Origin of the sequence: Sphingobium sp. SA2 (assembly GCF_032227065.1) — a bacterium.
In the GTDB taxonomy this organism is placed as follows: Bacteria; Pseudomonadota; Alphaproteobacteria; order Sphingomonadales; family Sphingomonadaceae; genus Sphingobium.
The window spans coordinates 261,927-287,051 of the sequence record NZ_JAPMXX010000006.1; the positions used below are offsets into that span (position 1 = coordinate 261,927).

25 protein-coding genes are annotated in these 25,125 nt (G+C 63.5%); 11 read left to right on the forward strand and 14 right to left on the reverse strand.

Annotation, left to right across the window (positions count from 1 at the left end):
- Positions 1–52: 52 nt before the first annotated feature.
- Together OVY48_RS08720 and OVY48_RS08725 are read right to left on the reverse strand one after the other, a co-directional pair.
- Positions 53–1,267: a CmpA/NrtA family ABC transporter substrate-binding protein gene (locus OVY48_RS08720; RefSeq protein ID WP_313922538.1), complete on the reverse strand. Its 1,215-nt coding sequence runs from the start codon at positions 1,265–1,267 to the stop codon at positions 53–55.
- Positions 1,264–1,845, reverse strand: coding sequence for an ANTAR domain-containing response regulator (locus OVY48_RS08725; protein ID WP_310221194.1), 582 nt, complete (start codon positions 1,843–1,845; stop codon positions 1,264–1,266). The genes OVY48_RS08720 and OVY48_RS08725 overlap by 4 nt, the downstream gene beginning before the upstream one ends.
- Before the next feature lie 338 nt (positions 1,846–2,183).
- On the opposite strand from OVY48_RS08725, the gene OVY48_RS08730 reads away from it, so the two are divergent.
- Entirely contained in the window at positions 2,184–2,339 is a 156-nt protein-coding gene (locus OVY48_RS08730) for a hypothetical protein (protein ID WP_313924896.1), read from the forward strand.
- Here OVY48_RS08730 and OVY48_RS08735 read toward each other — a convergent pair.
- Complete coding sequence (locus OVY48_RS08735) at positions 2,294–2,521, reverse strand: histidine kinase dimerization/phosphoacceptor domain -containing protein (RefSeq protein ID WP_313924728.1); 228 nt, start codon at positions 2,519–2,521, stop codon at positions 2,294–2,296. The two genes, OVY48_RS08730 and OVY48_RS08735, sit on opposite strands and share 46 nt — an antisense overlap.
- Before the next feature lie 221 nt (positions 2,522–2,742).
- Positions 2,743–3,003: a hypothetical protein gene (locus tag OVY48_RS08740; RefSeq protein ID WP_313922539.1), complete on the reverse strand. Its 261-nt coding sequence runs from the start codon at positions 3,001–3,003 to the stop codon at positions 2,743–2,745.
- 782 nt (positions 3,004–3,785) lie between these two features.
- On the opposite strand from OVY48_RS08740, the gene OVY48_RS08750 reads away from it, so the two are divergent.
- From OVY48_RS08750 to nadB, 3 genes are read left to right on the forward strand one after another with little or no spacing between them, the layout of a single operon-like run.
- Positions 3,786–4,721: an ABC transporter ATP-binding protein gene (locus OVY48_RS08750; protein ID WP_313922540.1), complete on the forward strand. Its 936-nt coding sequence runs from the start codon at positions 3,786–3,788 to the stop codon at positions 4,719–4,721.
- On the forward strand, positions 4,718–5,161 hold the full coding sequence (locus tag OVY48_RS08755) for an endonuclease domain-containing protein (RefSeq protein WP_313922541.1): 444 nt from the start codon (positions 4,718–4,720) through the stop codon (positions 5,159–5,161). The genes OVY48_RS08750 and OVY48_RS08755 overlap by 4 nt, the downstream gene beginning before the upstream one ends.
- 22 nt (positions 5,162–5,183) lie before the next feature.
- Entirely contained in the window at positions 5,184–6,788 is a 1,605-nt protein-coding gene (gene nadB / locus OVY48_RS08760; protein ID WP_313922542.1) for an L-aspartate oxidase, read from the forward strand.
- 114 nt (positions 6,789–6,902) lie between these two features.
- Here the strand turns inward: nadB and OVY48_RS08765 are convergent, their stop codons facing one another.
- Positions 6,903–7,751: an alpha/beta hydrolase gene (locus OVY48_RS08765; protein ID WP_313922543.1), complete on the reverse strand. Its 849-nt coding sequence runs from the start codon at positions 7,749–7,751 to the stop codon at positions 6,903–6,905.
- 171 nt (positions 7,752–7,922) lie between these two features.
- Here OVY48_RS08765 and OVY48_RS08770 point away from each other — a divergent pair, with 171 nt between their 5' ends.
- Positions 7,923–9,053 (forward strand): serine hydrolase, encoded by a 1,131-nt coding sequence (locus OVY48_RS08770; protein ID WP_313922544.1) that lies wholly within the window; start codon positions 7,923–7,925, stop codon positions 9,051–9,053.
- Positions 9,054–9,200: 147 nt separating this feature from the next.
- On the opposite strand, the gene OVY48_RS08775 is transcribed toward OVY48_RS08770, so the two are convergent.
- The gene (locus OVY48_RS08775; protein ID WP_313922545.1) at positions 9,201–9,656 is read right to left on the reverse strand and encodes a hypothetical protein; all 456 of its coding nucleotides are present in this window, start codon (positions 9,654–9,656) and stop codon (positions 9,201–9,203) included.
- Between the two features lie 178 nt (positions 9,657–9,834).
- Here OVY48_RS08775 and polA point away from each other — a divergent pair, with 178 nt between their 5' ends.
- Complete coding sequence (gene polA / locus OVY48_RS08780; RefSeq protein WP_313922546.1) at positions 9,835–12,615, forward strand: DNA polymerase I; 2,781 nt, start codon at positions 9,835–9,837, stop codon at positions 12,613–12,615.
- Positions 12,616–12,624: 9 nt separating this feature from the next.
- On the opposite strand, the gene OVY48_RS08785 is transcribed toward polA, so the two are convergent.
- Both OVY48_RS08785 and OVY48_RS08790 read right to left on the reverse strand, forming a co-directional pair.
- On the reverse strand, positions 12,625–13,671 hold the full coding sequence (locus OVY48_RS08785; protein WP_313922547.1) for a DUF1176 domain-containing protein: 1,047 nt from the start codon (positions 13,669–13,671) through the stop codon (positions 12,625–12,627).
- A gap of 68 nt (positions 13,672–13,739) precedes the next feature.
- Positions 13,740–15,065 carry a NupC/NupG family nucleoside CNT transporter gene (locus OVY48_RS08790; RefSeq protein WP_069065952.1) on the reverse strand — a complete coding sequence of 442 codons (1,326 nt, stop codon included), beginning with the start codon at positions 15,063–15,065 and terminating at the stop codon, positions 13,740–13,742.
- Positions 15,066–15,238: 173 nt separating this feature from the next.
- On the opposite strand from OVY48_RS08790, the gene OVY48_RS08795 reads away from it, so the two are divergent.
- Both OVY48_RS08795 and OVY48_RS08800 read left to right on the forward strand, forming a co-directional pair.
- Positions 15,239–16,477: an MFS transporter gene (locus OVY48_RS08795; protein WP_313922548.1), complete on the forward strand. Its 1,239-nt coding sequence runs from the start codon at positions 15,239–15,241 to the stop codon at positions 16,475–16,477.
- 120 nt (positions 16,478–16,597) lie between these two features.
- Positions 16,598–17,446: an intradiol ring-cleavage dioxygenase gene (locus OVY48_RS08800; RefSeq protein WP_409593657.1), complete on the forward strand. Its 849-nt coding sequence runs from the start codon at positions 16,598–16,600 to the stop codon at positions 17,444–17,446.
- 13 nt (positions 17,447–17,459) lie between these two features.
- Here the strand turns inward: OVY48_RS08800 and OVY48_RS08805 are convergent, their stop codons facing one another.
- Both OVY48_RS08805 and typA read right to left on the reverse strand, forming a co-directional pair.
- Positions 17,460–17,624: a hypothetical protein gene (locus OVY48_RS08805; RefSeq protein ID WP_171899246.1), complete on the reverse strand. Its 165-nt coding sequence runs from the start codon at positions 17,622–17,624 to the stop codon at positions 17,460–17,462.
- Positions 17,625–17,727: 103 nt separating this feature from the next.
- On the reverse strand, positions 17,728–19,548 hold the full coding sequence (typA, locus tag OVY48_RS08810; RefSeq protein WP_069065948.1) for a translational GTPase TypA: 1,821 nt from the start codon (positions 19,546–19,548) through the stop codon (positions 17,728–17,730).
- A 228-nt stretch (positions 19,549–19,776) separates the two neighbouring features.
- Between typA and OVY48_RS08815 the strand changes: the two genes are divergently transcribed.
- The 3 genes from OVY48_RS08815 (at position 19,777) to OVY48_RS08825 (ending at position 22,018) form a co-directional block, all read left to right on the forward strand.
- Positions 19,777–21,000, forward strand: coding sequence for a toxic anion resistance protein (locus OVY48_RS08815; protein ID WP_313922550.1), 1,224 nt, complete (start codon positions 19,777–19,779; stop codon positions 20,998–21,000).
- Positions 21,001–21,133: 133 nt separating this feature from the next.
- On the forward strand, positions 21,134–21,844 hold the full coding sequence (locus tag OVY48_RS08820; RefSeq protein ID WP_313922551.1) for a hypothetical protein: 711 nt from the start codon (positions 21,134–21,136) through the stop codon (positions 21,842–21,844).
- 18 nt (positions 21,845–21,862) lie between these two features.
- Positions 21,863–22,018: a hypothetical protein gene (locus OVY48_RS08825; protein ID WP_171899245.1), complete on the forward strand. Its 156-nt coding sequence runs from the start codon at positions 21,863–21,865 to the stop codon at positions 22,016–22,018.
- On the opposite strand, the gene OVY48_RS08830 is transcribed toward OVY48_RS08825, so the two are convergent.
- The 4 genes from OVY48_RS08830 to yihA all read right to left on the reverse strand — a co-directional run bounded on the left by OVY48_RS08830 (position 22,015) and on the right by yihA (position 24,995).
- Positions 22,015–22,311, reverse strand: coding sequence for a PilZ domain-containing protein (locus tag OVY48_RS08830; protein ID WP_313922552.1), 297 nt, complete (start codon positions 22,309–22,311; stop codon positions 22,015–22,017). The two genes, OVY48_RS08825 and OVY48_RS08830, sit on opposite strands and share 4 nt — an antisense overlap.
- Positions 22,312–22,393: 82 nt before the next feature.
- Positions 22,394–23,116 (reverse strand): class I SAM-dependent methyltransferase, encoded by a 723-nt coding sequence (locus OVY48_RS08835; RefSeq protein ID WP_096060831.1) that lies wholly within the window; start codon positions 23,114–23,116, stop codon positions 22,394–22,396.
- The gene (gene prfB, locus OVY48_RS08840; protein ID WP_069065944.1) at positions 23,116–24,243 is read right to left on the reverse strand and encodes a peptide chain release factor 2; all 1,128 of its coding nucleotides are present in this window, start codon (positions 24,241–24,243) and stop codon (positions 23,116–23,118) included. Before prfB ends, OVY48_RS08835 begins: the two co-directional genes overlap by 1 nt.
- A 113-nt stretch (positions 24,244–24,356) precedes the next feature.
- Complete coding sequence (yihA, locus tag OVY48_RS08845) at positions 24,357–24,995, reverse strand: ribosome biogenesis GTP-binding protein YihA/YsxC (RefSeq protein WP_313924729.1); 639 nt, start codon at positions 24,993–24,995, stop codon at positions 24,357–24,359.
- Positions 24,996–25,125 lie beyond the last annotated feature (130 nt).

Below are 25,125 nucleotides of genomic sequence, written 5' to 3' on the forward strand. Positions count from 1 at the left end.
ATACTATCTCCCGATTCGCATCATGTTGCAAGGCACAATTTTGCGCCTGCTTTCAACGTAGCGGCGTAAAGCTCGCGAGAAACTCGTCGATCCGTTCGGGGTCGAACACCCGCCCGTCGAAGAATCGATCCGGCCCCAGCGTCAGCTCGCCCCGGCGCGATCCCACTGCCAGCGGCATACCCACCGCCCCCTCCAACTTCATGCTCGCACCCGGCATCGGCACATCGCTGTCGGCCAGCGCGCGGCGGAAGATATCGGGCCGGAACACCGCCGCCGCCTTCGCCACCGTTGCCGGATCGTGATCGACCATCCCCCAACGCACCAGTTGCGAATAGATCCACAGCGCCTGGCTGCGCCACGGAAAGGGCGTCGCCTCACGCGCGAACAGCATGAAATCGGGACTGGCGATCGGCGCTTCACCCGCCCGCGCGACGATCTGCCCCGACAAAGCCCGCGCGATCAGATCGGCGGGTTGATCGACATAGGCAGGCGCCGCCAGCAACCCGGCCAGATCGGCATGATTGGCGGGATCATCGCACCAGGCCGCCGCCCGCACCAGCGCACGCAGCAGGCGATCGACCGTATCGGGATTTTCCTCCGCCCACGCCTCGCGAAATGCCAGCACCTTCTCGACGCCCCGCCGCCAGATCCGCTCGCCGATCGCCACGGCTTCGGCCAGACCCGCCTCGACCGCCGCGCTGCCCCACGGTTCGCCCGCGATAAAGCCATCAATCTCGCCCGCCTGCATCGCCTCGACCGTCAGCGACGGCGGCAGCACGCGCAGCACCACGTCGCGATCCGGGTCCACCCCCGCGCTTGCCAGCCAATAGCGCAGCATGATTGCATGGCTGGAAAAACGATGGACGACGCCGATCACCGGCTTGCGCCGCCACAGCCCGATCGCGGCGGCGAAATCATGCGCCGTCCCCAGCGGATCGGCCAGCCGCGCCGCCACATCGGGCTCCAGCGCAGCGGCAAAATCGCAGGTCATAACCAGCATATTGCCGTTGACGTTGAGCTTGTAGGGCGCGGCCAATGCGGCGGGCTGCTGGCTCAGCCCCAGCGTCACCGCAACCGCCAGCGGAGCGAGCATATGCGCCGCCTGCACCTGGCCATAGACCAGCCGGTCGCGCAACGTCGCCCAGCTTGTCGTCCGCACCAGATCGAGCGCAATGCCCTCGGCCTCCGCAAAGCCCCGCTCGCGCGCCGCGACCAGCACGGCCGCATCGGTCAGCGGCAGGAAGGCGATCCGCAGGCTCGTCGTCATACTCCCCCTCCCAACAACTCGCTGGCGGTGATCAGCGCCTGTGCCACCTCCACGATCTTCTTGCCCTGGTTCATCGCCGCCGACCGCAACAGCGCATAGGCATCCTGCTCGCTCAACGACCGCTGGTTCATCAGGATCGACTTGGCGCGGTCGATGATCTTGCGATCCGACAGCGCCGTGCGCGCCTCGTCCAACTCGCTCTGCATCTTGGCAAAGGCGTTAAAGCGCCGCACAGCCAACTCCAGCACCGGCTTGACCCGCTCCTTGCGCAACCCGTCCACCACATAGGCGGACACCCCGGCATCGATCGCCGCGCCGATCATCGCATCGTCGGACTGGTCCACGAACATCGCGATCGGCTTGGCCAGCGCCCGGCTGACGATGAGCATTTCTTCAAGCGTATCACGGCTGGGGCTGCCCAGATCCATCAGCACGACATCGGGCGCCATGCGTTCGAGCCGCGCGACGAAAGCGCCGCGCGGTGGCACGATATGAATATCGTCATAGCCCGCCTCGCGCAGCCCCTCCTCCAGAACCGTCGCGCGCAGCCCGCTGTCGTCGATGATGACGATTCGCATCAATCCAAAGCCTCTTCGCCCCTGAGTGACGCCAATGCTGCACCGCGTCAATCGGGGTGGAAAGCGGAAGGCTCGGTTGGTGGCGGCGTTAATTAACAAGCTACCGTTAGAGACGGGGTTCAGGCCGCTTTGCGGGTGGCGAAAGTTCAGCCTTTTCTTATTGTGAATGATGGAAATTATGAGTCCGGGTTGCCCGTCCTGAATGTCGATCTTGGCTCCCAACTGATCGGCGAGAGCTTCGACAATACTTGTTCCAAGTCCTGATTTCGCGTCACCCAATGTATCGACTGTGCCGATGCCGTCGTCGCTGACGGACAGATTCCAGTCCGATCCTCGGAATGATAATCGACTTCGATCTTGCCCTGCCGGTCTCCTGGGAAAGCGTGCTTGAGGGCATTGATGACGAGTTCTGTGACGATCAGGCCAAGGCTCACGGAAATATCCGCACTCACCCGGCTTTCATCGACGGTGACACCCAGCGACAGTCTTTATGATCGTGGATCATCGAAGCGCCAAGGCTCTGGCAAAGTTGGGTAAAGTAGCTGCGCAATTCCACCTCCCCAATCCGCGAGGCCGTGAGCTGTTGCTGAACGGTCGCAATCGACATGACACGGTTGTGGGCGTCGGTCAGATGGCCGCGTGTTTCCTCGGATTGCACCTGACGCGCGCTTTGCATCAGGACACTCGCGATGATCTGGAGGCTGTTGGCGACGCGATGCTGGATCTCTTGCAGCAATATGGCTTTTCGCGCAGCAGATCGTCTTTGAGCTTCTCACTGATCCGTGCCTCCGTGACATCGGTGATGGTCAGCAGAAGGAGGGTTTGATCGGCACTGCCATAATCGAGCTTGCGGGCATTCAACACGAGGCGGCGCGGGTGCCCGATCCGAAATCCATCTCATAGGCCTCGATCCTCGCATAACCGCCAAGGGTCGCATTCATGAGCGATCGAAGCTGCGGCACGTCCCATTCGCCTGCCCCAACTCAAAAGGCTGTGTCCGGCGACCTTTTCAGGCTTCAAAGGAAAGGCGAGATAGAATGACTCGCTGGCACCGATGACGCCCATGTCGCCATTCAACAGAAGGGCAGGTGCGTTGGAACAGGCAAGAAGAGCCAAGCCTAAATTCTGCGTCAGGTCGGGATGGTGGTCGGTCGTCATATCATTCCCATTGCGCCTGACCGGCAAGCTTGCGGAGGTGAAAGCTGATCCGGGAGTGGCGCTTCTTCAGGAAACGCTTGTCGACTTGCGCCACTCCTATCATGAATTCGCAACAAGCGTTGAGTATTTTGAAATCGCTTCCCCTCATCCGTTGCGGCTTAACATGTCGCGCTACCCTCCGGCTGGCAGGAGGGATTGGGGATGGAGGTCCGCAACGCCCACGCTGCGGACCTCCCCTTCCAATGTAGGATTTCCTCTGCTTTATCCTGGCCGATGAAGCAGCATGACCCACCCTTCGTCCGCGACCGTCCAGCCCGATCGCGCCCATTGGACCCGGCCCGGCAGCGCCTCTTTCTCGCGGCGCTGCTTGAAACCGGTAATGTCTCCCGCGCGGCGCGAGCGGCGGGCATGTCGCGGTCGACGCGCATCGCCTCCGCGCGCGGCTGGCCGGGACCGTTTTCGAACGCACATGGGACAAGGCCCTGGCCCTGCACGCCGATCGCATGGCCGATCCCTTCGCCACTGGCGCCGTTCCCGACACCCGCACAAAGCGCGCTGATGCCTGTCGCGTCCCTGGCGCCAATGGGGCGCCCCTGTCGCGCTGGTGTCGCGCCGCCAGTACGTACCCGTGACTGCCCTGCCGCTTCCTGTCCCAATTTCTGCGATCGGCCCGACCACCCCTGACGACGGTGTGAACTTCGCCCTGTCGCGTCCCTACGTCCCCGCCGCAGGACAATCAGCCCTCTTTCCTTCCCCGCCCTCGATCCCCATAGAGATCAGCCATGACTGACAGCCCGCCCCCGCCCCACCCCGCGATCGCCATTCGCAACCTCACCAAAGTCTATAAGGGCGGCAAGCGCGCGCTGGACGGGATCAACCTGTCGATCCCGCGCGGGCAGATTTACGGGCTGCTCGGCCCCAATGGCGCGGGCAAGTCGACCACGATCAACATATTGGCCGGGATGGTGAACAAGACCGCCGGGTCGGTCAGCATCTGGGGCTTCGACATCGACGCCAATCCGCGCAACGCGAAGAACAGCATCGGCATCGTGCCGCAGGAAATCGTGTTCGATCCCTTCTTCACGCCGTTCGAGACGCTGGAAAATCAGGCGGGCTTTTATGGCGTGCCCAAGGACAAGCGCCGGTCGATGGAATTGCTGCGCGCCGTCCATCTGGAGGACAAGGCCAACGCCTATGCCCGCACGCTGTCGGGCGGCATGAAACGCCGCCTGCTGGTGGCCAAGGCGATGGTGCATAGCCCGCCGATCCTGGTGCTGGACGAACCGACCGCTGGCGTAGATGTGCAATTGCGCCAGCAGCTTTGGGACTATGTCCGCGAATTGAACGCGCTCGGCGTGACGATCGTGCTGACGACCCATTATCTCGAAGAAGCCGAGCAATTGTGCGACCGCATCGGCATCATCAACCATGGCCAACTCATCACCGACAAGCCCACCCGCGAGTTGCTGGCGATGGCGCAGGAAAAGGTGGTGCAGGTCACGGTCGACCGCGACGTGACCCTGGTGCCGGATGCCCCCTGCTTCGAAAAGATCGAACTGACAGGCGAGCGCACGCTGACCATCACCTACCTCAAGGACCGCGCCAATGCGGGCCAGGTACTGAGCGCCGTGCAGGCGAGCGGGCTGGCGATCGTCGACGTGGTGACCCGCGACCCGGATTTGGAAGATGTGTTCCTGAATTTGACGGCGGCGGCGTGACAGGCGAGCCACCTCTTGTTCCCCCTCCCGCAGGCGGGAGGGGGCTAGGGGGTGGGCCAGCGCGACCGTTTAAGCAGCGCGCAACCCTTCGCGCCAAGGCATTACGCAATAGCTCTACCACGCCGGAACAATTGCTTTGGCAATGTTTGAAAGGGCGAAAATTAGGGCAGAAATTCAGCCGCCAAATGCCGGTTGGGCCTTATTTCGCTGACTTTCTCTGTCGAGAACTGAAATTCATCATCGAACTTGACGGCACGAGCCACGATCAAAACGTCCATCGTGACATACAGCGTGATGCTTATTGCCGTTCACTCGGCTTCCAAATCTTGCGCATTTCCAATGACGATGTGATGACAAACCTCGAAGGCGTGGTGTCGCACATCAAAGCGATCCTTGCGCAAGCCCACCCCCAACCCCTCCCGCCTGCGGGAGGGGAGTAAGTAAGAAGCAGCAAGAACGCTTATGCCCATCACCACCTACGACGTCGTCATCATCGGTTCGGGCGCGGCGGGCCTCACGGCCGCCATCAACCTGGCGCAGGACCGCAAGGTGCTGGTGTTGGCCAAGGGCGCGTTGGATGGCGGGTCGACCAACTGGGCGCAGGGCGGCATTGCGGCCGTACTCGACGCCGGTGACAGTTTCGAGGCGCATGTCCATGACACGATGGTTGCGGGCGCGGGCCTCAACGATCGGGCGACGGTCGAATTCGTCGTGTCCGAAGCGCCCGCCGCGATCGACCGGCTGGCGGCGCTGGGCGTGCCCTTCAACGGCGGCGAGGAATTTGGCGAACGCTGGCATCTGACGCGCGAGGGCGGGCATAGCCACCGCCGCATCATCCATGTCGACGACGCGACCGGCCATGCGGTGCAGGTCGCCTTGCTGAAGGCCGCGCGGGCCAATCCCAACATCACGCTGATGGAGGATATGGTCGCGATCGACCTGATCACCTCCCGCCATGGCGAGCGTTATTCGGGCGCCGGCCATGTCTGGGGCGTCTATGCCTTCAACAAGGCGACGGGGCGGGTCGATGCGCTGCTCGGCCGCGCGACCATCCTATGCACCGGCGGCGCGGGGCGCACCTATCTTTTCTCCACCGCGCCGCGCGGCGCGACCGGGGACGGCATCGCCATGGCCTGGCGCGCGGGATGCCGCGTGTCGAACATGGAGATGAACCAGTTTCATCCCACCTGCCTCTACAATTTGGAGGTCAAGAATTTCCTGATCACCGAAGCGGTGCGCGGCGAAGGCGGGCATTTGAAGCTTCCCCCCGGCGTGCCGGGCGGCGGCGAGCGCTTCATGCCGCGGTTCGACCCGCGCGAGGAACTGGCCCCGCGCGACGTGGTGGCGCGCGCCATCGACCATGAGATCAAGCGGCTCGGCCTCGACTATGTCCATCTCGACATCAGCCACAAGCCGCCGGAATTTGTGAAGCATCACTTCCCGACCATCTATGCCCGGCTGCTGGACCTGGACATCGACATCACCAAGGAGCCGATCCCGGTCGTGCCCGCGCAACATTATACCTGTGGTGGCGTGGTGATCGACCTGGACGGCCGCACCGACCTGCCCGGCCTTTATGCGGCGGGCGAAGTCAGCGAGAGCGGCCTGCACGGGGCCAACCGCCTCGCATCCAACTCGCTGCTCGAATGTTTCGTGTTCGGGGAAGCGGCGGCCAAGCATATCCGCGCCAATTGGGACGAGCTGCCCGCCCCGCCGCCGATCCGGCCGTGGGACGAAAGCCGCGTCACCAATGGTGACGAGGAAGTCATCGTCCAGCACAACTGGAAGGAAATCCGCCGCTTCATGTGGGATTATGTCGGCATCGTCCGCACCACCAAGCGGCTGGAACGCGCCCAGCATCGCATCGACCTGCTCTCGCGCGAGGTCGATGATTATTACGGCAATTTCCGGGTGACGCCCGACCTGATCGAACTGCGCAACCTGCTGGAAGTCGCGCGGCTGGTGGTACGTTCGGCGCTACATCGCAAGGAAAGCCGCGGCCTCCACTATACGCTCGACTATCCCGACATGCTGGACGCAGCGGTCGATACGGTGCTGGCGCCGTAAAAAAGCGGCGCGGTCGCCGGGGGGCGCCGCGCCTTGAGGGGGAGGGGAACATGCTGAAAGCCTGTCCGGGATCTTCGGTGTACCCCGTGGCCCTCTCCTCAGCTTTGACGCCCGTCAAATGCGCTTCAAAAAATCACCCAGTGCGGCATGGAAGCGCGCCGGTTGATCGGCCATCAGCATATGGCCGCTGGGACCGATGGCGCGCAGCAGCGCATCCTTCTTGGGCGCATAGGCGGTGCGGAAGCGGCTGGCGATGGCGGCGGCCTGTTCGCGATCCGATCCGATCGCATAGACGACCTCCAGCGGCACACTAAGGCGCGGCAGTTGCGGGCCGAGATCGACATGGGCCAGATCGCGCAGCGCCTGGGCGATGACATCGGGATCGCTGCCCTTGGCCCCTGGCGTCTGCGCCACCATCTGCCCCAGATAGCGCCGCCCCGCCGCCGTGCCGGTCAGATAGCCACCGATCTGGTCGGCGAGATAGCCAAGACCGCTCGCCGTGCCGCCGACCATGGCGGCCCCGGCAGGCAGCATGTCGACCACCATGACCCGGCTTGCCAGCCCTTTGAGGCCCAGCAGCATGGCCAGCGTGCCACCCATCGAATGGCCGACGATCGCCGGACGCTTCAATCCCGTGGCGCTGGCATAGCGCGCAATTTCATCGGCGATCGGCTGGAGCAGCGCATTGCCACCCGCATTGGCCTCCGCCGCCAGCCCGGCAAAGCCGCGCACATGGACCAGGTGAAAGCGATAGCCAGGAACCGCCGCCAGCACGCCGTTCCAGATGCCGGGGCCGCTGGCGAGGCCGGGGATGAGCAGCACGTCGCGACCCGTGCCCCGCACCGTCACGGCGATCCGGCGCGAGGCAAAAGGTGCGGCCTGCGCGACGCCCGCCCGGAGCAAGCCGCCGGTGGCCAATGCGCCGAGCAGCCAATTGCGCCTGTTTATAGCTTTCATCGTCATCCGCCCGCTATTGCCCGCCATCGGCTGAACCGCAACTGAGCGATCGCGCTCCTAATCAAAGGGTTGCATCCATCGGGCTCCTATCATCGCATTTGTGGACTCATTCGTCGCATCGCTCTTGCTCGTCCGGGCGGTGGCCGCCCCTATGCTCGCTCAAAGTGCGGGGATTATATGGCATCGAATGACAACCGGGGCGGGGTCGCGCGCCTGGTCCTTCTGGTTATGGCCCTGTCGGCCTGTGTGAGCGCGCCTGATCCACGCCCGGCCCAGGCGGCGGCGAGCCCGCCCCAGACGTCGCGACCGGCGACCAACAGTTGGCCGATCCGCCAGGTGCCCAATCCACCGCTGCCCTATCGCGCGGTCAGCCAGAATGATGCGCCATCGCCGACCCTGGTCAGCGCGATCCGCAATCTGGGCCAGGGATTTCGCGGCAAGGTCGGCATCGCAGTCCGCCGGATCGATGCCGACTGGACCGTCGCCTGGAACGGCACCGCCCTGTTCCCGCAGCAGAGCGTATCGAAATTCTGGGTAGCGCTGACGTTCCTGGACGCGGTGGACCGGGGCAAGCTGCGCCTGACCGACACGACCACGATCACGAAAAACGACCTGACACTGTTCCATCAGCCCTCCGCCGCGATGGTGAAGGCGGGCGGTTGGACTACCAGCTATTCCGACCTGATGCGCCGGGCGATGACGCAGAGCGATAATACCGCCAACGATACGCTGTTGCGGGCAGTGGGCGGCCCGGAAGCGGTGCGCAGCTATTTGGCGCGGCGGATGATCAAGGATGTTCGCTTCGGCCCTGGCGAGCGGCTGTTGCAGGCGACGACGGCGGGCCTCGACTGGCGGCAGGATTATTCTATCGGGCGCAATTTCTACACCGCGCGATCGCGGCTGCCGATGGCGGCGCGAGTCAAGGCGCTCGACAATTATCTCGCCAATCCGCCAGACGGCGCGTCCCCCACCGCGATCGTCGGCGCGCTGGCGAAGCTGAAGCAGGGCGACATGCTGTCGGCTGAGTCCACCCGCCTGTTGCTGACCGTCATGGCCGAAGCAAAGACCGGGCCGCAGCGGATCAAGGGCGGGGTGCCGCCGGGCTGGTCCTATCTGCACAAGACCGGGACGGGCCAAGATCTCGCCCCGCGCTCGACCGGCTATAACGACATCGGCATCATGACCGCGCCCGATGGCACCAGCTATGCCGTGGCCGTGCTGATCGGGTCGACCACCGTGTCGATCCCCGAACGTTGGGCCTTGATGCAGGGCGTCGCGAAGGCGGTGGCGGCGAACCATCAACGCTGAGGATGATCGATCGGTGAGGGATGGTGTGTTTGTGCTATCGCGGGATAGGTTGGCTATGACGCGCTTGCAGGTATGGCGAAGCCGATGGTCAACGCGATCCGCAGTGTCGCTAGGAGTGGGCCTTTCGCAAACGAGCAAACTCGGAAGCTAAGACCGCCGACCTAACATTTTCGTAAGCGGAAGTTGCGATACCATCATGCCAATTGCGCCGGGCATCACCAATACCTTCACGACGCCGAACAGCGGCCTCGTTTGTGCTTCATTGGTTGCTGCGGCGGCTATGAGAATTCCTCCCCAGAAAGCGATCGTCGAATAGATTCCGATCTCGCCTTCTATCCAGTCGTCTCCCAAAACTGCATGGAAACGCGGTCGGTCCGACACGCCACCGGCGATCCAAGCGATGGATGCTACGGCGACAACTATCGCACTTACTATTGCCAATGGATAATATTGAGCCGCCGCCGCCGTCACGATCAAAAGAACCGCATTCAAAATCCAGAAGGTCGGTCCGCGCATAAACATCGCTACTGTCTGCCATGAGGCATTTATAAATTCCAGCGCAACCTTTTCCTGAATTTCAGTTGGAGCGCGGACTGACCGCAACCCACCCCTTCTCCCCGCCGGGGAGAAGGATATGCAGCCTTGGTGCCGAAGGCACTTAGGCGCAGTTGGATGAGGGGGGGCGACGCTGAGGCGGCGCGACTCCTCGATGGTTCGCTTACGAATGGCGCGGTTACCGCGCTACTGGAGCGGGGCAGCGTTACCGGCTATCCCCTGCCCCATGACCCAGAATCACCTCTATCTCGTCGATGGCAGCGGCTATATCTTCCGCGCCTATCATCAGTTGCCGCCGCTCACCAACCAGCATGGCCAGCCGGTCGGCGCGGTCTATGGCTATACGACGATGTTGTGGAAGCTGGCCGAGGAATTGGGCAAGGCGGAAGGGCCGACCCATATGGCGGTGATCCTGGACAAGGGGTCGCACACGTTCCGCAACGACATGTATGACCAGTATAAGGCGAACCGTCCGCCCGCGCCCGAAGATCTGGTCCCGCAATTCCCCATGATCCGAGACGCAACCCGCGCCTTCTCGCTGCCCTGTATCGAGGAGGCGGGCTATGAGGCGGACGATCTGATCGCGAGCTATACCAAGGCGGCGGTCGCGGCGGGATGGCATGTCACCATCGTCAGTTCCGACAAGGATCTGATGCAGCTGATCCAGCCCGGCGTCGACATGTACGATACGATGAAGAATGAGCGGCGCGGGGCCGACTATGTGGTCGGCAAGTTCGGGGTGCAGCCTGAGCAGTTGGGTGATGTCCTTGCGCTGATGGGTGACAGTGTGGACAATGTGCCGGGGGTGCCGGGCATCGGCCCCAAGACGGCGGCCAAGCTGATCATCGAACATGGCGGGCTGGAAGCCGCGCTGGATGCCGCGCCGTCGATGAAGAAATCGAAGATGCAGGAAAATCTGATCGCCCATGCCGACATGGCGCGGCTGTCGCGGCGGCTAGTGGCGTTGCACGACAGTATGGACCTGCCCGAACCGCTTGAAGATTTGGCGTTGAAGGGCATTCCCAAGGAACCGTTGCAGGACTTTCTGACGCATCATGGCTTCAAGACGCTGCTCAATCGGCTGGGTGCGCCTGCGGCTGCGGTGGCCGTTGCTGCTGCCGCTGCGGGCGTGGCCGAGCCTATCGCCGCGCCGGTTGCGCCGCAAGCGCCGCCGATCGACCGCAGCCTCTACGAAACGGTGGTCAGCGAAGAGGCGCTCGACCGCTGGATCGCGCAGGCGCGGGCCGAAGGGGTCTTCGCGGTGGACACCGAAACCGACATGCTCGATTGCGTGTCATGCCAACTGGTCGGCATCAGCCTCGCCACCGGCCCCAACCAGGCCTGCTATATTCCGGTCGGCCATGGCGGACGCGACATGTTCGCGGAAAAGCCCGTGCAGCTCGACAAGGCGCTGGTGCTGGCGAAACTCAAGCCGCTGCTGGAGGATGATGCGGTCCTCAAAGTCGGCCAGAACCTTAAATATGACATGACCGTGCTGCGCCGCCACGCCATCGAGATCACCCCTTATGACGATACGATCGTCATGAGCTTCGATCTCGACGCCGGGCAAAGCCTGTCGGGCCATGGCATGGACGAGGCCGCGCGAACGCATCTTGGCCATGACTGTATCAGCTTCAAGGAGGTGGTGGGCACCGGCAAGAACCAGATCAGCTTCGGCGAAGTGCCGCTCGACAAGGCGACCGCCTATGCCGCCGAGGATGCGGACGTGACGCTGCGGCTGTGGCGCCTGTTCAAGACCCGCGTCGCCAATGAAGGCGCAAACCGGGTTTATGAGCTGGTCGATAGGCCGCTGGTATCCGTGATCGCGCGGATGGAGCTTCGCGGCATCAAGGTGGATCGCGAGCATCTGGCGCGGTTGTCGGGCGAGTTCACCGCGGGCATCGCGGCGCTGGAGACGGAGATCCACGAACTGGCGGGGCAGCCTTTCGCGATCGGATCGACCCAGCAACTGGGCGCGATCCTGTTCGACAAGATGGGCTATAAGGGCGGCAAGAAGGGCAAGTCCGGGGCTTATTCCACCGATGTCACCATATTGGAGCAGTTGCAGGCACAGGGCGCGCCGATCGCCGCCAAGATATTGGAATGGCGGCAATTATCGAAGCTAAAATCGACCTATACCGATGCGTTGCAGGCGCAGATCAACCAGGATACGGGCCGCGTCCATACCAGCTATTCGCTGACCGGGGCGCAGACCGGGCGACTGTCCTCCACCGATCCCAATCTGCAGAATATCCCGATCCGCACCGAAGTCGGGCGGCAGATCCGCCATGCCTTTGTCGCCGAACCCGGCAATGTCATATTGGCAGCGGACTATAGCCAGATCGAATTGCGACTGGCCGCGCATATGGCTGACGTGCCTGCATTGCGCGATGCGTTCGCGGCGGGCGAGGATATTCACGCCGCGACCGCCAAGGAACTGTTCGGCGAGGTCAATCGCGACACGCGCGGCCGGGCAAAGACGATCAACTTCGCGATTCTGTATGGTATTTCGCGCTGGGGACTGGCCGGACGGCTGGAGATCAGCGCGGACGAGGCGCAGGACATGATCGCCAAATATTATGAGCGCTTCCCCGGCATCAGCATCTACATCAACGAGACGATCGAAAAGGCCCGCGCCTGCGGTTATACCGAGACGCTGTTCGGGCGAAAGACATGGTTCCCGCGCATCAAGGCATCGGTCCAGCATGAACGGCAAGGCGCCGAACGCGCCGCCATCAACGCGCCGATCCAGGGGACGAGCGCCGACATCATCAAACGGGCGATGGCGCGCATGGAACCGGCGCTGGACGCGGCGGGGCTGTCGGGCGTGAAGATGCTGTTGCAGGTCCATGACGAACTGGTGTTCGAGGTGCCGGAGGGGGATATTGAGGCCGCCAGCGCGGTGATCCGGCGCGTCATGGAAAGTGCGGCTGAGCCGATCGTGAAGTTGAGCGTGCCGCTCGGCGTGGAGATTGGGACCGGGCCGAGTTGGGGCGCGGCGCATTAACAGGCGAGTTCAGTCGGTTACCTGCGCCGTCCATGTAGGAATCCAGTGCCAGACGCCACGGCATTCGCCCATGCTGGTCGCTTCGACCAGACGGAAACGGGTGCCGTCCCAGACATAGGCTTCGCTACCGCCGCAGTCGCCGATGCCGCGGCCCTTGGCGAAGCTGTCGAGGCGGGATTTTTCCGGGGTCCAGCCGACATTGACCAAGGTGGGATGCTTGTCATCGCTGAGCCAGCCGGGCGCGGCGTCGAAGGGCGCGAAGCGGAAGGTGCGACGACCGGCGATGCCGGTGGCGATGACCGGAACCGAGGTGAAATTATAGGCACCCGATCCACAGGGCACGAGAATTAAGGTTTCGGTCTTGCTGAGGCGATGCAATTCCGGCGTCTGGTCGCTGCGCATTTCGTGGGCGCAGCCCGTGAAGGTCACGAGTTTGGCCAGTTCCTCGCGCCAGAGCGGGGCTGGCGCTGTACCGCCGGGCACCGGTGCGCGACGGATGACCGGGGGGGTGGGTGCAGGCTTGACCGCCATCACGCCCATGGGACCGGTCGCGACCAGCGCGGTCATCGTACCCGCCCTGCCCTGACGCGCGTCCATGTAGCGCAGCGCAGCGCCTGATCCGGCCAGCGAAGGCGTGCCCCATGACCGGTTTACGGCGCGGACGTCCATCGTGGTGCCGCGTGCCATGGCGATGGCCAGGGCGGAGGCCTGCGGTCCCCGGACCTTTGCCTCGCCATCGCGGGCGCGGGCGGTTGCCACTGTGCGGCCATCGACCAGGAAGCTGACATCCGCCACGCCCTTGCTTTCACGGCTGATCCAGACTTCGGTCGCTGCGTCCGGCCCGGCCTCACGCGCAACGCCGATCATCAGCGGAACCTCCGGCCAGTCGGCGCCTTCGGGCATCAGCGCGACCGCCTCGCATCGGTTGCGATTGTCGCAGCCGATGGTCCAATCCTTGTAGGTTTCAAGCGCGCCCGGTTTTGGCGCCTGCGCCAGACTAGGCGACGATGCCAACAGAGCCGCTAGTGCGGCTGCGGAAAGTGTCTTTGCCCCCATGGGTTAACCATAACCGATTTGGGCGGGCGATGGTAGCATTTCCGTTACGATAGCAAAAGGACTGCCCCTTAGCGCAGGCTGAGCATCAGGCCGGCAAGCGCGGCGCTCATGAGGTTGGCGAGGCTGCCTGCCACCAGCGCCTTCAGCCCCAGACGTGCGATCATCGGCCGTTGATTGGGCGCGAGGTTGCCGGTCACCGCCATCTGGATCGCGATCGAGCTGAAATTGGCGAAGCCGCATAGCGCGAAGGTGACGATGGCGATGGTCGCGGGCGACAGCGCGCCCTGCACCTGGCCAAGGTTGATATAGGCGACGAATTCGTTGAGGACGACCTTCGTCCCGAACAGGCCGCCCGCAACCTGCGCTTCTTCCCAAGGGATGTTGAGCAGATACATGATCGGCGAGAAGACATAGCCAAGCAGCATCTGGAAGCTAAGGTCAGGATAGCCGAACCAGGCACCGATGCCGCCCAATATGCCGTTGGCGAGCGCCACAAGCGCGACGAAGGCCAGCACCATCGCGCCGACCGCGACAGCGAGTTTCACCCCGGTCTGTGCGCCCTGCGCGGCAGCCATGATGAGGTTGGCGGGCTTTTCCTCGTCATGGCTGGCGACCGGCATGGGTTCGCCCGGCGTGCCTTCGGGGAGTAGCGCGGCCGGGCCGACGCCGCTGATCCGCGTTTCGGGCAGCGGGACATCGGGCGTGTCGCCGAGCGGCAATTCGCCCTGCACAGGGACACGCGGATCGGGCATCATGATCTTGGCCATCAGCAACCCGCCGGGTGCCGCCATGAAGCTGGCGGCGAGCAGATAGTCGATGCGGATGCCCATGGAGGCATAAGCCGCCAGGATCGTGCCCGCGACCCCAGCCATGCCGCTGGTCATCACGGTGAAGAGTTGCGAAGGGGTGAGTGCGGCCAGATAGGGGCGGATCACCAGCGGGCTTTCGCTCTGTCCCACGAAGATATTGGCCGCCGCGCAGAGGCTTTCGACCTTCGACACGCCCGTCACGGCTTCGATCGCGCCGCCGACCCAGCGGACGATGAATTGCATCACGCCCAGATAATAGAGGATCGACACCAGGCTGGCGAAGAAGATGATGACCGGCAGCGCTGCGATGGCGAAGCTGGCGCCGCCGATTTCGGGACTGGCGAGCGGGCCGAAGATGAAATCGGTGCCCGCCTGCGCATAGCCCAGCAGGTTCGACACGCCCTTCGACATGCCGCCGATGATGGCGCGACCGGCAGGCACATAGAGGACCAGCAGCGCGATCCCCGCCTGCAACAGAAAGGCCGCGCCGACGACGCGCGGCTTGATGGCGCGGCGATCGGACGAGAGGGCGAGGGCAACGGCAAGAATGAGCAGGATGCCGGCTAGGCCGATAAGAAGATGCATGAAGCGCTTTCGCGGGGGAGGACAATCAGGCGCGACTATATGAGCGGGGCAGCGGCATGGCCAGCCGCTTTGCCGTGCGTGTGGATCATAATAAATGAGATACTATAGTTTTTTCTCCAATTACTTGGCATCATCCGCCACAACGACGGACGCGAAGCGAGAGAGGCAGGACCATGGCAGAGACAGGCGCAGCAATGACGGCCGGGGCGGAATGGCGGCGGGCGCCGATCCTGCCGATCGCGGCCGGGCTAGGCTACGCCACCAGCGTCATCCATATCTATGGACTTGGCCCCTATATCGAGCCGATCAGCCAATCCTTTGGCTGGTCGCGGACGCAAACCACCATCGGCCTGACGCTGGCGACATTGGTGCAAGCGCTGTTTTCGGTGCCGATCGGGCTGATGGTCGACCGGCTGGGACCGCGCCTGTTCGGGCTGGTCGGTGTGGTCCTGACCTGTGCTGCCTTTGCCATGCTGGGGACAGCGACCGGGGACAAGGCCCAATGGCTGATGCTGTGGAGCCTGTTGGCCTTGGCGACATTGCCGGTGCAGGCGACGGTGTGGACCAGTGCGGTGGCGACCCGCTTTGCTGCGTCGCGGGGGCTAGCGTTTGCGGTCACATTGTGCGGCGCTTCTTTGGCCGCCGCCCTGTTTCCGCTGCTGGGTAGCTGGCTCATCGCGCGCCATGGCTGGCAGACCGCGGCGCCGATCCAGGCGGCGATCTGGGTTGCAATCGCCTTTCCGATGATCTTCCTCTTCTTTCGTGGCGCGCACGACCGACGGGCGAAAGTCGCACTGGCGGAACGGCCGACGCTCGAGGGCGCGACGCTGGGCGAAGGCGTGCGCTCTTCCATCTATCATCGGCTGCTGCTCGCCAGCCTGCTCTTCACCTTCACCATCATCGCGTTGGTCGTACATTTCGTGCCCATCCTGACCGATCGCGGCGCGGAGCGCATGGAGGCTGCGGGGATCGCGGCGCTGGTGGGCATCTTCTCGGTCATCGGGCGGCTGGCGACGGGGCTGCTGCTCGATCGGTTTCGCGGGTCGATGGTGGGGGCGGTCGTGTTCCTGCTGCCGGCCATCGGCTGCCTGCTGTTGCTGATGGGCGGGGATAGCTGGGGCGCGCAGGCGGCCGCCGCCGCTATGGTCGGGCTGACATTGGGCGCGGAGGTCGACGTGATCGTCTATCTCACCACCCAGCATTTTGGGCTCAAGACCTTTGGCGGGCTTTATGGCGGGTTGCTGATGGCCTTGTCGGTCGGCACCGCGACCGGGCCGCTGGGGGCTTCGGTGCTTTATGACGCGACCGGGGGCTATGGCCCGTTCCTGTTGCTGACCATCGCGCTGATGGTGGCAAGCAGCCTGACATTGGCGAGCCTGCCGCGTCCGGCTTATGCGAACGGTAAGCCTTAGCCATGACGGGAATCATCATGACGCGACGTTTGCTGTTCCGACCAAGCTTGCGTGAGGAGCAAACGAGTGACGACTATAGCAGATGCCCATGATCACGGCCTGATCCATGACCTGAGCCATATGAGCGTTCTGTCCCGCCAGGCAATCGGTCGGCGGCGCACTTTGCGGCTCCTTTTGTCGGCGGGCGGTGCAGCGATGGTCAGCGCCTGCGGGGGCAGCGACGCCAGCGGCTCGGTGGAAACGACCAGTTCGACGACAACCACCACAAACACCACGACGACATCGACAACCGGAACGACCAGCACATCCAGCGAAAGCTGCATCGCCGATCCGACCGAAACCAACGGACCATATCCGGCTGATGGGTCCAATAGCGTCAATGGCAGTGTGGTCAACGCTCTGGACGACAACGGCATCGTTCGCGCCGACATCCGCTCCAGTTTCGGCACGGCGTCCGGCACGGCTGCCGGGATTTACATGCAATTGACGATCACTGTCGTGAATGTGAACAGCGGTTGTGCGCCGTTGGCTGGTTATGCAGTCTATCTGTGGCATTGTACGCGCGATGGCCAATATTCGCTATACGATATCCCTGGCGAGAATTATCTGCGCGGTGTCGGCGTGACCGATGCCAACGGACAAGTGACTTTTACCAGCATCTTTCCAGGATGTTATGCTGGACGATACCCGCATATCCATTTCGAGGTCTATCCCAGCCTAGCGCGTGCGACGACCTACGCCAATCGCGTGCTGACGTCCCAATTGGCGATGCCGACAGCGGCCTGTACCGCCATCTACGCCACAAGCGGCTATGCCAGCAGCAGAAGCAATTTCTCCAGCACGACGACAGCCAATGACAATGTGTTTGGCGACAACACGGCAGAGCAGATCGCAGCGATGACGCCCGCCATGACCGGCGACATCACCAACGGCTTTACCGGGTCGGTGATAGTCGGGCTGGCTATCTGATCACAAGGGTGCCTCAGGCGCCCTTCGCGTCCTGCTTGGCCTTGTGCGCGGCCAGCAGGGCGTCGATTTCGACGATGCGCAGGCGTTGGGGGGTGTCCTTGGCCAGCCCCTTGAGACGGCATTCGGCCCAGAGCGCGCGGCGTTCGGCGGTGAGGGCCTTGAGATAGAGGTCGGCCATTTGGGGCTCCTGTAAAAAGATCGGGGGCGGTGCGTTGCCGCCCGCCCCCTCCACCATCGGCTGTACCGATGGTTCCCCTCCCCGTACCGGGGAGGAATTATCGTCAGGCTGCCTTCGAGCGGCTCATGCGCTTGCGCTCGTTCGGATCCAGATAGCGCTTGCGCAGGCGGATCGTCTTAGGCGTGACTTCGACCAGTTCATCATCGTCGATATAGGCAATGGCCTGTTCCAGCGTCAGCTTCCAGGGCGGGGTCAGGCGGACGGCGTCGTCCTTGCCGCTCGCGCGGAAGTTGGTCAGCGCCTTGGACTTCATCGGGTTGACTTCGAGATCGTCGGGCTTGGCGTTCTGGCCGATGATCATGCCCTCATAGAGCGCTTCGCCCACGCCAACCATCAGGATGCCGCGTTCTTCGAGCGGACCCAGCGCATAGGCATTGGCTTCGCCCGACCCGTTGGAGATGAGGACGCCATTCTTGCGGCCTTCGATCGTGCCCTTGTGAGGGCCATATTTCTCGAACAGGCGGTTCATGATGCCGGTGCCGCGCGTGTCGGACAGGAATTCGCCATGATAGCCGATCAGGCCGCGCGAAGGCGCGGAGAAGGTGATGCGGGTCTTGCCACCGCCCGACGGACGCATGTCGGTCATCTCGGCCTTGCGCAGGTTCATCTTCTCGACGACCGTGCCGGAAAATTCATCATCGACGTCGATCATGACGGTTTCATACGGCTCGGTCTTGTTGCCGTCCTCGTCCGTGCCGAACAGCACGCGCGGGCGGCTGATCGAGAGTTCGAAGCCTTCGCGGCGCATCGTTTCGATGAGCACGCCAAGCTGCAATTCGCCGCGGCCGGCGACTTCGAAACTGTCCTTGTCGGCGCTCTCCGTGACCTTGACCGCGACATTCGATTCGGCTTCGCGGGCGAGGCGATCGCGGATCATGCGGCTGGTGACCTTGGTGCCTTCGCGGCCGGCCATCGGCGAATCGTTCACGGCAAAACGCATCGAGAGCGTTGGCGGATCGATCGGCTGGGCCTGGATCGGCTCAGTGACCGAGATGTCGCAGATGGTGTTGGCGACGGTCGCGACGGAGAGGCCCGCCAGCGAGATGATGTCGCCTGCCTTGGCTTCGTCAACGGGGACGCGATCAAGGCCATGGAAAGCCATGATCTTCGACGCACGACCGGTTTCGATGACCGTGCCATCCATGTCGAGCGCGTGGATTGCCTGGTTCACCTTGACCGAACCGCTGGTCACGCGGCCGGTGAGGATACGGCCAAGGAAATTGTCGCGGTCGAGCAATGTCACCAGGAAGGTGAAGGGCACGCCATCGACTTCCACGGCGGGCGCGGGGACGTGATCGACGATCTTCTGGAACATCGGGGTCAGCGTGCCCTCACGACGGGTCGGATCTTCGCTGGCATAGCCGTTGCGGCCCGACGCGTAGAGTACGGGGAAGTCGAGCTGTTCGTCGGTCGCTTCGAGCGACACGAACAGATCGAACACTTCGTCCAGCACTTCCTGGATACGCTCGTCGGGGCGATCGACCTTGTTGACGACGACGATGGGCTTCAAACCCAGCGCCAGCGCCTTGCCGGTCACGAACTTCGTCTGCGGCATCGCGCCTTCGGACGAATCGACCAGCAGGATGACGCCATCGACCATCGAGAGGATGCGTTCGACTTCGCCGCCGAAATCGGCGTGGCCCGGTGTATCGACGATGTTGATGCGGGTGCCTTCCCACTCAACCGAGGTCGGCTTGGCGAGAATGGTGATGCCGCGCTCTTTTTCGAGATCGTTGCTGTCCATCGCACGCTCTTCGACGCGCTGATTGTCGCGGAAGGTGCCGGACTGGCGGAAAAGCTGGTCGACGAGGGTCGTTTTGCCGTGATCGACGTGCGCGATGATGGCGATATTACGCAGGGACATGTCTTGCCTTCGGGATATGTGTTGGCCCACGCCGACACAAGGTCACGCAGAGGCTTCGGCCGCGCCCCTACAGGAAATGACGCGTTGCGGCAAGAGCGGGGCGGCAGCCAAGCCGACGGGCCGGTGCCTTCGTGCTTCCCATCGCGCGACGTGGCTCCTATCATCATGGCGACGATTGCGCCTTGCAGCGCAGGTGTTCTATATCGATATGACACCCAAGGAGATAGCATGGCTACGACTGCGCCCACCGCGACCCAGACCGCAACTGCCGATATGTTGAACCTGACCGCGCCGGACCCGGTGCCGGTCGTCGCCGCCGACAAGGCGGCCGGGCTGGTGCCGATTGACGAAGCGAAAAAGTCCAAGCTGGACGAGAAGGTCGATGCCTTCATCGACGATCTGGTGGCGCAGGATGCCAACAGTCCCGAATTCGGCGTGCGGGTCGATCAGTTGACCAATATGGGGCGCAAGGAAATCGCCGAAGCGGCAGGACACAGCAACCGCTTCCTCGATCGCCCGGTGCGCGCGATGGACAGCGACACCAAGGTCGGCGCGGACCTCGCCGAACTGCGCCGCACGGTCGAGGATCTGGACCCTGGCAAGCGCGGCAACCTGCTCGCGCCCAAGAAGCTGTTCGGGATCATCCCGTTCGGCAACAAGATGCGCGACTATTTCGACGGCTATAAGAGTGCGCAGGGGCATATCAATGCGATCCTGGGATCGCTCGCCAGCGGTAAGGATACGCTGATCAAGGATAATGCCGCGATCGACGTCGAGCGGCAGAATATGTGGCAGACCATGGGTCGGCTGGAACAGATGATCCATATCAGCAAGACGATGGACGCCCGGCTGGAGGCCAAGGCGCTAGAACTGGATTCGAGCGATCCGGCCAAGGCCAAGGCGATCCGCGAAAGCGCGCTCTTCTATATCCGTCAGCGGACGCAGGATCTGCTGACGCAGATGGCGGTGACGGTGCAGGGCTATCTGGCGCTCGATCTGGTGAAGAAGAATAATATCGAACTGGTCAAGGGTGTGGACCGCGCCAGCACGACCACGGTCGCGGCGCTGCGGACGGCGGTGACGGTGGCGCAGGCGCTGGCCGGGCAGCGGCTGGTGCTGGAACAGATCAGCGCGCTCAACACCACGACCGCGAACATGATCGATCGCACCGGCGAATTGCTGAAAAGCCAGACGGCGCAGATCCACGAACAGGCCGCGTCCAGCACGATCCCGATCGAAACGCTGCAACGTGCGTTCCAGAATATCTATGACACGATGGATAACATCGACGCGTTCAAGATGAAGGCGCTGGAGAGCATGAAGACGACGGTGACCACGCTGTCGGGCGAGGTGGAAAAGTCCAAGGGCTATATCGCGCGGGCACAGGGCCAGGCCGAAGCGGCGCGCGACGTGCGCGTGGATAATTCGCTGTTGAGCGCGATCGAGGGGTGAGGATGATCCGCCCCCCTCTCGCTCCGTTCGCCCTGAGCGAAGTCGAAGGGTTCGACCGACCGATAGGGAGGTCACTTCGCTTCGCTCAGTGCAAGGCTTCGACTTCGCTCAGCCCGAACGGGGATTGGGTGCTATGAGCCGGTCCGAGCGAGTGCTGGCCGATGCCGAGGCCGTGCTGCGCCGTCATAGCGAGCGCGGGCAGAGCCTGAGCGCGCGGGCGCGGCAGCGGCGCAATGCCGGGCGGATGCGCAAGGTCAAATATGCCTTTTGGGCGGTGCTCGCGGTGCTGCTGGGCAGCGTAGTGGCCGGGTTCGTGCTGCCGCTCGGCACCACCGGCGTGATGATTGCGCTGGTTGTGATGATCGCCGCGCTATTGCTGATCGCGCTGTTGCCGACGGAGACGAAGGTTAAGTCCGAGGCGCTGGCGCAGACGCCGCTCACCGCCTTGCCACTGCAGACCGAAATCTGGCTGGAAAATCAGCGCAAGGCGCTGCCCGCGCCCGCGATCACGCTGGTCGACAGTATCGGTGTCAAGCTGGAGACGTTGGCACCGCAACTGGAACGGCTCGACCCGCAAGATCCCGCCGCGCAGGATGTGCGCCGCTTGCTGTCGGATCATTTGCCCGAACTGGTGACCGGCTATCAGTCCATCCCCCAGCCGATGCGGCGCGAAGAGCGGAACGGGCGCGTGCCCGAACAGCAGTTGATCGACGGGCTGGGCGTCATCGACGCGGAAATCGCGCGGATGAGCGAGCAATTGGCGAGCGGCGACCTGAACAAGCTAGCGACGCAGAACCGGTTTCTCGAACTGAAATATCAGGAGGCGAAGGAATTGGGGGCGTAAGGCTCCCGCCCTTCCCCCATGATCCACCTTACCCTGATCATCGTCGATTTTCTGACCGGGCTGCTGGCGGCGGGTGCCTGGGCGCTGGCGTCAGCGGGTGGCGCGATTGCAGCGCTGGTTGGCGGCGGGCTATTGGGGGTGTCGCTGTTTCGACGCTGGCGGCGCAGGCGCTAGTCGCCGCGCACCACGCGATCGACGGTCGGTTGCGGGAGCGGCAGGTCGAAATGGACGCCGAAGCGTTTGGCCCGGACCCACATGACCCGCCCCGCCACACTCAGCGCGCTCGCTTCGATCACGACATGGTCGCCGACCTGTGGTGGACTGTCGCTATGTGCCAGCGCGCCCGTCATCGACAGATCAAGCAGATGCGCGCGCACCGGCAATCCCTGCACGCGCAACAGGACCGGCTCGAACAATTTGAGCCGCGTCGCGCGACGGGCCGCGCCAAGCAAATGATGTTCCTGCAATCCTGTGCCTCCCGTTGGGAAGCATAACATGGGCGAGGACGATGCGTTCCCAACAAGAAAGTCAGGACGGCATTAACCCTCTTTATCGGTCATTGAGCGCGCAAGGAACAATGCTGGCCGGATCGGGACGTGCGGCGATGCGGCGGAACCGGGCGAAATAGCCGCCGGCGGTTGGCTTGGGGATCAATTCTTCCATGCGGAAGCCCATGGCCGCCAATTCGCAAGCGAGTAGGCGCGGCGGCGTGCCATGTTGGTCGGTCGGCCGATCGGCATCGACGACGATCAGTTCGCCATCCTTTTTCAGCGCCGGGGACAGATGCCACAGGAAGGCATAGGGTTCGGCGATCTCATGATACATGTGCACCATCATGATCCGGTCGAAGCTGTTTTCGGGAAGCCGGGGATCTTCGGGCGCGCCCAGCTTGACGCTGACATTATCCCATTTTTCGCGGGTGATGCGGCGCGAGAGCGCTTCGATCACTTCGGGCATGATGTCTTCGGCCAGCACGCGGCCCTGCGCGCCCACGCGCGCGGCGAGGCGGACAGTATAATAGCCCTCGCCTGCGCCGATATCGGCGACGGTCATGCCGGGGCGGATGCCCGCCCGGTCCATGATATCCTCCGCCTCATGCACGCGGTCGCGCGCTTCCTCACTGGACCAGCGGGTCGAGACGATCGGCGCGACCGGGCGATCGGCCTGGGGAAAAGGCTGGGCAGCGACGGCGCGCCTGGTCCCGTCGCCCGGCGACAGCATGTCGCAAGCGGCCAGCAGGACGGAGATGCCCACCAGCGCCAGGCGCATCATCAGTCGACATCCTCCACATCGACCTTTTCGCCCGTCACCTTTTGCGACAGCGCAGCGGCCATGAAGGGATCGAGCGCGCCGTCGAGAACATCGTCGGGCGCGGTCGATGTGACGCCGGTGCGCAAATCCTTCACCAGCTGATAGGGTTGCAGGACATAGGAGCGGATCTGATGGCCCCAGCCAATCTCGGTCTTGGCCGCATATTCGCCCGCCGTGACGGCTTCGCGCTTGGCCAGTTCAGCTTCGTACAGGCGGGCCTTGAGCATGTTCATCGCGGTCGCGCGGTTCTTGTGCTGCGACCGGTCATTTTGCGATGCGACGATGATGCCCGATGGGACGTGGGTGATGCGGACCGCCGAATCGGTGGTGTTGACGTGCTGACCACCTGCACCCGATGCGCGATAGGTGTCGATCTTGAGGTCGCTTTCCTTGACCTCTATATCGATATCGTCGTCGATCACCGGATAGACCCACACCGATGAGAAGCTGGTGTGGCGGCGTGCGGCGCTGTCATAGGGGCTGATGCGGACGAGGCGGTGGACGCCGCTTTCCGTCTTGGCATAGCCATAGGCATTTTCGCCCTTGATCAGGAAAGTCGCGGACTTGATGCCCGCCTGATCGCCTGCCTGATAATCGACCAGTTCGACTTTGTAGCCGCGCCGTTCCGCCCAGCGGCGATACATGCGGCTGAGGATTTCGGCCCAGTCCTGGCTTTCGGTGCCGCCAGCGCCCGCGTGAATTTCGAGATAAGTGTCGCTGGCATCGGCCTCGCCCGCCAGCAGCGCCTTGATCTTATCCTCATCGGCGCGGTCGGCCAGCGCCTTCAAGGCGGCGATGGCTTCGCTGACCATATCCTCGTCGCCCTCGGCCTCGGCCATTTCGATGAGTTCGGCATTGTCGGATTTCTCCGCAGCGATCGCGCGGGTCGCGCCGATCGCGCTGTCCAGCCGGGTGCGTTCGCGCATGACTTCCTGCGCCAGCTTCGCATTGTCCCACAGCGTCGGATCTTCGACGCGGGCGTTCAACTCGTCGAGGCGGCGCAGCGCGCGGTCCCAGTCGAGGAAGCGGCGCAAAAGGTCCAGCGCGGCGTCGATACGATCGATATATTGCTGCGCTTCGGCGCGCATAGTCTCATCTCCAAGTGACGGCGGCCCGGCCGACGCTGCACGCTCCTTAGCGCGTCGCGGCGGGCTTGTCGAAGCGCGCTTCCTTCCCGATGCCGGGCCGGTTCGTCAAGCGCTTAGCCCTGGGTCACGCTTTCCAGCACGGCGGCGCGCAGTTCGGCGATGCCCATGCCTTTTTCCGCAGACGTCGCGATGATGTCGGGATGGGCGGCGGGGCGCTTGCGGATCGCGGCGGCAGTGTCCACGAACACCTGTTCCAGTTCGCTCGCCTTGATCTTGTCCGCCTTGGTCAGGATGATGCGGTAACTGACCGCTGCACCATCGAGCATGTCGAGCATGTCGGTATCGACCTCCTTGATGCCGTGACGGCTGTCGATCAGCACCAGGGTACGCTTGAGCGCGGCGCGACCGCGCAGATAGTCGTTCACCAGGAACTTCCATTTGCGCACGACGTCCTTGGGTGCCTTGGCATAGCCATAGCCTGGCATGTCCACGAGGCGGAAGCGCAGCGGTTCGCCCACGTCGAAGAAGTTCAACTCCTGCGTGCGACCCGGCGTGTTCGACGTGCGCGCCAGCGTGTTGCGGTTGGTCAGCGCATTGAGCAGCGAGGATTTGCCGACATTGGAGCGGCCCGCAAAGGCGACTTCGTTCACCGCCATGTCGGGCAGGAATTCCAGCGCGGGCGCGGATTTGAGGAAGGCGATCGGGCCGGAAAAGACCTTGCGCGCTTCTTCGATGATGTCGGGGGAGTCCATATCGTTCACCTCAAAATCCTCCCCCGGCGGGGGAGGGGGACCGCGCCCGAAGGGCGTGGTGGAGGGGTGTCGCCCCATCGATAGGGTGACACCCCTCCGTCTGGCCTGCGGCCAGCCACCTCCCCTGCCA

Excerpts from the sequence above, each read along its gene's own strand:
- OVY48_RS08720 (WP_313922538.1), bottom strand. The coding sequence starts at position 1,267 with ATGACGACGAGCCTGCGGATCGCCTTCCTGCCGCTGACCGATGCGGCC.
- OVY48_RS08725 (WP_310221194.1), bottom strand. The coding sequence starts at position 1,845 with ATGCGAATCGTCATCATCGACGACAGCGGGCTGCGCGCGACGGTTCTG.
- OVY48_RS08730 (WP_313924896.1), top strand. The coding sequence starts at position 2,184 with ATGATAATCGACTTCGATCTTGCCCTGCCGGTCTCCTGGGAAAGCGTG.
- OVY48_RS08735 (WP_313924728.1), bottom strand. The coding sequence starts at position 2,521 with ATGCAAAGCGCGCGTCAGGTGCAATCCGAGGAAACACGCGGCCATCTG.
- OVY48_RS08740 (WP_313922539.1), bottom strand. The coding sequence starts at position 3,003 with ATGACGACCGACCACCATCCCGACCTGACGCAGAATTTAGGCTTGGCT.
- OVY48_RS08750 (WP_313922540.1), top strand. The coding sequence starts at position 3,786 with ATGACTGACAGCCCGCCCCCGCCCCACCCCGCGATCGCCATTCGCAAC.
- nadB (WP_313922542.1), top strand. The coding sequence starts at position 5,184 with ATGCCCATCACCACCTACGACGTCGTCATCATCGGTTCGGGCGCGGCG.
- OVY48_RS08765 (WP_313922543.1), bottom strand. The coding sequence starts at position 7,751 with ATGACGATGAAAGCTATAAACAGGCGCAATTGGCTGCTCGGCGCATTG.
- OVY48_RS08770 (WP_313922544.1), top strand. The coding sequence starts at position 7,923 with ATGGCATCGAATGACAACCGGGGCGGGGTCGCGCGCCTGGTCCTTCTG.
- polA (WP_313922546.1), top strand. The coding sequence starts at position 9,835 with ATGACCCAGAATCACCTCTATCTCGTCGATGGCAGCGGCTATATCTTC.
- OVY48_RS08785 (WP_313922547.1), bottom strand. The coding sequence starts at position 13,671 with ATGGGGGCAAAGACACTTTCCGCAGCCGCACTAGCGGCTCTGTTGGCA.
- OVY48_RS08790 (WP_069065952.1), bottom strand. The coding sequence starts at position 15,065 with ATGCATCTTCTTATCGGCCTAGCCGGCATCCTGCTCATTCTTGCCGTT.
- OVY48_RS08795 (WP_313922548.1), top strand. The coding sequence starts at position 15,239 with ATGGCAGAGACAGGCGCAGCAATGACGGCCGGGGCGGAATGGCGGCGG.
- OVY48_RS08800 (WP_409593657.1), top strand. The coding sequence starts at position 16,598 with ATGAGCGTTCTGTCCCGCCAGGCAATCGGTCGGCGGCGCACTTTGCGG.
- OVY48_RS08805 (WP_171899246.1), bottom strand. The coding sequence starts at position 17,624 with ATGGCCGACCTCTATCTCAAGGCCCTCACCGCCGAACGCCGCGCGCTC.
- typA (WP_069065948.1), bottom strand. The coding sequence starts at position 19,548 with ATGTCCCTGCGTAATATCGCCATCATCGCGCACGTCGATCACGGCAAA.
- OVY48_RS08815 (WP_313922550.1), top strand. The coding sequence starts at position 19,777 with ATGGCTACGACTGCGCCCACCGCGACCCAGACCGCAACTGCCGATATG.
- OVY48_RS08820 (WP_313922551.1), top strand. The coding sequence starts at position 21,134 with ATGAGCCGGTCCGAGCGAGTGCTGGCCGATGCCGAGGCCGTGCTGCGC.
- OVY48_RS08825 (WP_171899245.1), top strand. The coding sequence starts at position 21,863 with ATGATCCACCTTACCCTGATCATCGTCGATTTTCTGACCGGGCTGCTG.
- OVY48_RS08835 (WP_096060831.1), bottom strand. The coding sequence starts at position 23,116 with ATGATGCGCCTGGCGCTGGTGGGCATCTCCGTCCTGCTGGCCGCTTGC.
- prfB (WP_069065944.1), bottom strand. The coding sequence starts at position 24,243 with ATGCGCGCCGAAGCGCAGCAATATATCGATCGTATCGACGCCGCGCTG.
- yihA (WP_313924729.1), bottom strand. The coding sequence starts at position 24,995 with ATGGACTCCCCCGACATCATCGAAGAAGCGCGCAAGGTCTTTTCCGGC.